We start from the raw sequence: 2,829 nt of genomic DNA, 5'->3' as shown, positions 1-2,829 counted from the left end.
TACCAATCTGTATCAATCAACTTTTCTTCTTCTATAATTAATTCTGCTTGTTCTCTTGTCATTGTTTTTTATCTGTTTTAGTTTTTAATGTTTATACCATTTGGGCCTATTGCTGTCAATTTTTGTTCCCCAAAACATATGATCCATAGATACCGAAGCACTTATATCCCAAGATTCTAAACAGCGATCAAAACTACTTGCACATGTAAACATATAAGAGACGCTCTTAGCATTGCTCATATTCCATTTACTAATATCGGCATTAAAACATCTGGCTTTTTCAAACATAGAAGTAAAATAACACCCTTTGCCTACATTCCATTTGCTAATATCAGCATTAAAGCGTTCCGCTTTACTAAAACAAAATTCAAAATTTTTTACATTGCTTACATCCCAAGATTCTATCCCGCTAAAATCTCCACGAGTGGAATCGTCAAATAAATAAGATAAATTTTTTAACTGACTTACATCAAGCAAGCTTAAATTTACCTCTTCTATACATACAAACATATTTAAAAGAATTAAATTTTTGACTACAATTTTTTGTCCATCTTTTATCTTTTCTATTAAATCCATAAATTCTATTAAATTTTCAAAATGTATCTTCACGTTATTATCGTCAGCTAATCGTTTAATAATCTCTTTTATATATTCCTGAAAACTAAGATTTTCAAGTCCTTGGTGATCTTTATCTTTATACTTTGGAGATTTTACGCCTTTATGCATATCCAAGAAGATTGCATAACATAAACTTTTCCAAGCAAGATTTCGATTTTTACTATCCTCTACTTGCAAGGCAAGAGCAAACACAAAAGGCATAGCTTCATTATCACTATAACGTCCTGTTAAAACAATTTGTAATTCATCATCACTAAAATACTTGTTCGCAATAACATGCATTATAAAACCTGATACACTTGAAGAATAGCGAGCTGCAGCATCATAGAGATCTCCAAAAGTATAGCCTTGTTGTATAAAAAGTCTTAACAACTCTTTGCGTTCATTATCACGCTTTTGCAAAGCTTTCTTATCTTGCATGCAGGCTGTGAAAGCATAATCATGTCTGATAGATTTACTCCAACAATCAATCAAAAGAGAGCAAGATTTTAACAACTTTGTTGCATCAAATCCGTACTCAATAAGAAGCTTAAAAATATCTGGACGCCCATTTTCTAATGCAAGTTTTAAATAATCCTCTTTCTTAGAACCTATAAGAACTTTTTGCGGATTTTTAGCAAGCTTTGCAGTCGATTCTATAAGCTCAAAAGGTATAAAAGTTATATTATCTGTTTCATATTCACTGTTGATAGCCGCTTTGTAAATTTTAGCAAGATCAGTATCATTTAATTTTTTCTCTGCATTGGTAGCATTAAACACTTCTAGAACTTTATTTAATCGTTCAATCATAAAAAGTGAATACTCTTCCTTGCGGCGCCTTTCTTCAATATTTAAATTTAGAAGATTTAAAATTCCTTCTAAACCTGTAGGTGTATTTATTTTATCAATAGCGTTTTTAAACCAGAGAGGTGGATTGGATTCTAAAGGGGAATCTTTGAAAATATTCTTACTCTTTATCACCGCTTCAACTGAAACTTTCCAAGCATCAATATTTTGATTAAATTCCTTACAGAGATAAAACATACTATCAATATTTTTAGCTTTGCTCATATTCCATGAGCTTATATCGCAGTTAAAATTTTCACAGTGACCAAACATTAAATAAAAATTTTGACCTTTGCTTACATTCCACTTACTTAAATCAACATTCATATCAGAACAGCAAAAAAAACAACGAGAGAAGTCTTTGATATGCGAAACATCCCAAGATTCTATCCCATCAAATCTTTCCATACACTCAAAAGCACCATAAAGCGAGTCAAGATATATCAAATTAATACAATCTAGTGCTACCTTAGCGATAAGATATTTTTTTCTATCTTGTGCATATCGTACCAAAAATATAAGTTCTACATTATTCATCGGGCAATAAAGTTGATTTTGCGTAGCTGGTTTTTTCCCAAAAAGCACTTTAGAAAAACCGGATTTTTTAAGTACCTCCCCTGCATTTTCGCCTTTTAATATAGTTCTTAGTAATACTTTTAGTTTTGCAATACTGCTAGCATTTGCAGCTTTTTTTGCAGCTGGCTTTAAACTACCAAATGCCGAACCAGTATGTCTTAATATATTTTCATAAGGACTATCATCATTACCATCTTTTTTACTAGAAATCTTTTTATAAAAAGAATTTAGAAGCTCTTCACAAGCTTCTAAAGCATCTTCAGCGATTGCAATATTTGGATTTTCATTTATCAAACGCACCGCTTCAAGCACTCTAGCATTTTTTATAGCCTCTAAAAGCCTTTTATCGCTTTTTTTGTCAAATTTTTCCAAAGTTTCATCTAAGTTTATAGCCTTTAAAAGCCCTTTATCGCTTTTTTTGTTAAAATTTTCCAAAGCTTTATCCAAATCTTTAGCCTCTAAAAGTGATCGAAGAATTTTGCAAATCTCACTTAAATCCTCAAAGCAAAGCACATTTGCAATAAACCACTCATCAAATTCTTCCTCAGTAGCATCACGATAAGATATTCCTGTTTCTTCTTCAAAAGCGACTTCGTATTCTTCTGGATCGATATGATCATACGCATCACTTAAAAAACCCTCTAAATGAGAATTAACAGCCTGTAAAACTTCTTTGCTAGGTTTTGTTTTTAAGAATTCTTTAAAATTCTCAAGATTGTCTAAAATTTCAACATCAAATTCCATAATATCTCCTTTTTATTATTTTTTTATCTTTCTTCTTTCTTCATACATTTTAATTTGTTCTGGTTC

Annotated in this window: 1 protein-coding gene; it reads right to left on the bottom strand. The window is 31.0% G+C overall.

Annotated elements, in window-relative coordinates; all coding sequences use genetic code 11:
• Positions 1-84: 84 nt before the first annotated feature.
• Complete coding sequence (locus AJN60_RS08385; protein WP_070243554.1) at positions 85-2,763, bottom strand: BspA family leucine-rich repeat surface protein; 2,679 nt, start codon at positions 2,761-2,763, stop codon at positions 85-87.
• Positions 2,764-2,829 lie beyond the last annotated feature (66 nt).

This window comes from Campylobacter sp. BCW_4323 (assembly GCF_001763115.1).
Taxonomy (GTDB): domain Bacteria; phylum Campylobacterota; class Campylobacteria; order Campylobacterales; family Campylobacteraceae; genus Campylobacter_D; species Campylobacter_D jejuni.
Note: the sequence above shows the minus strand (reverse complement) of the source record. Positions and strands in the feature narration are given on the sequence as shown.

Excerpts from the sequence above, each read along its gene's own strand:
- AJN60_RS08385 (WP_070243554.1), bottom strand. The coding sequence starts at position 2,763 with ATGGAATTTGATGTTGAAATTTTAGACAATCTTGAGAATTTTAAAGAA.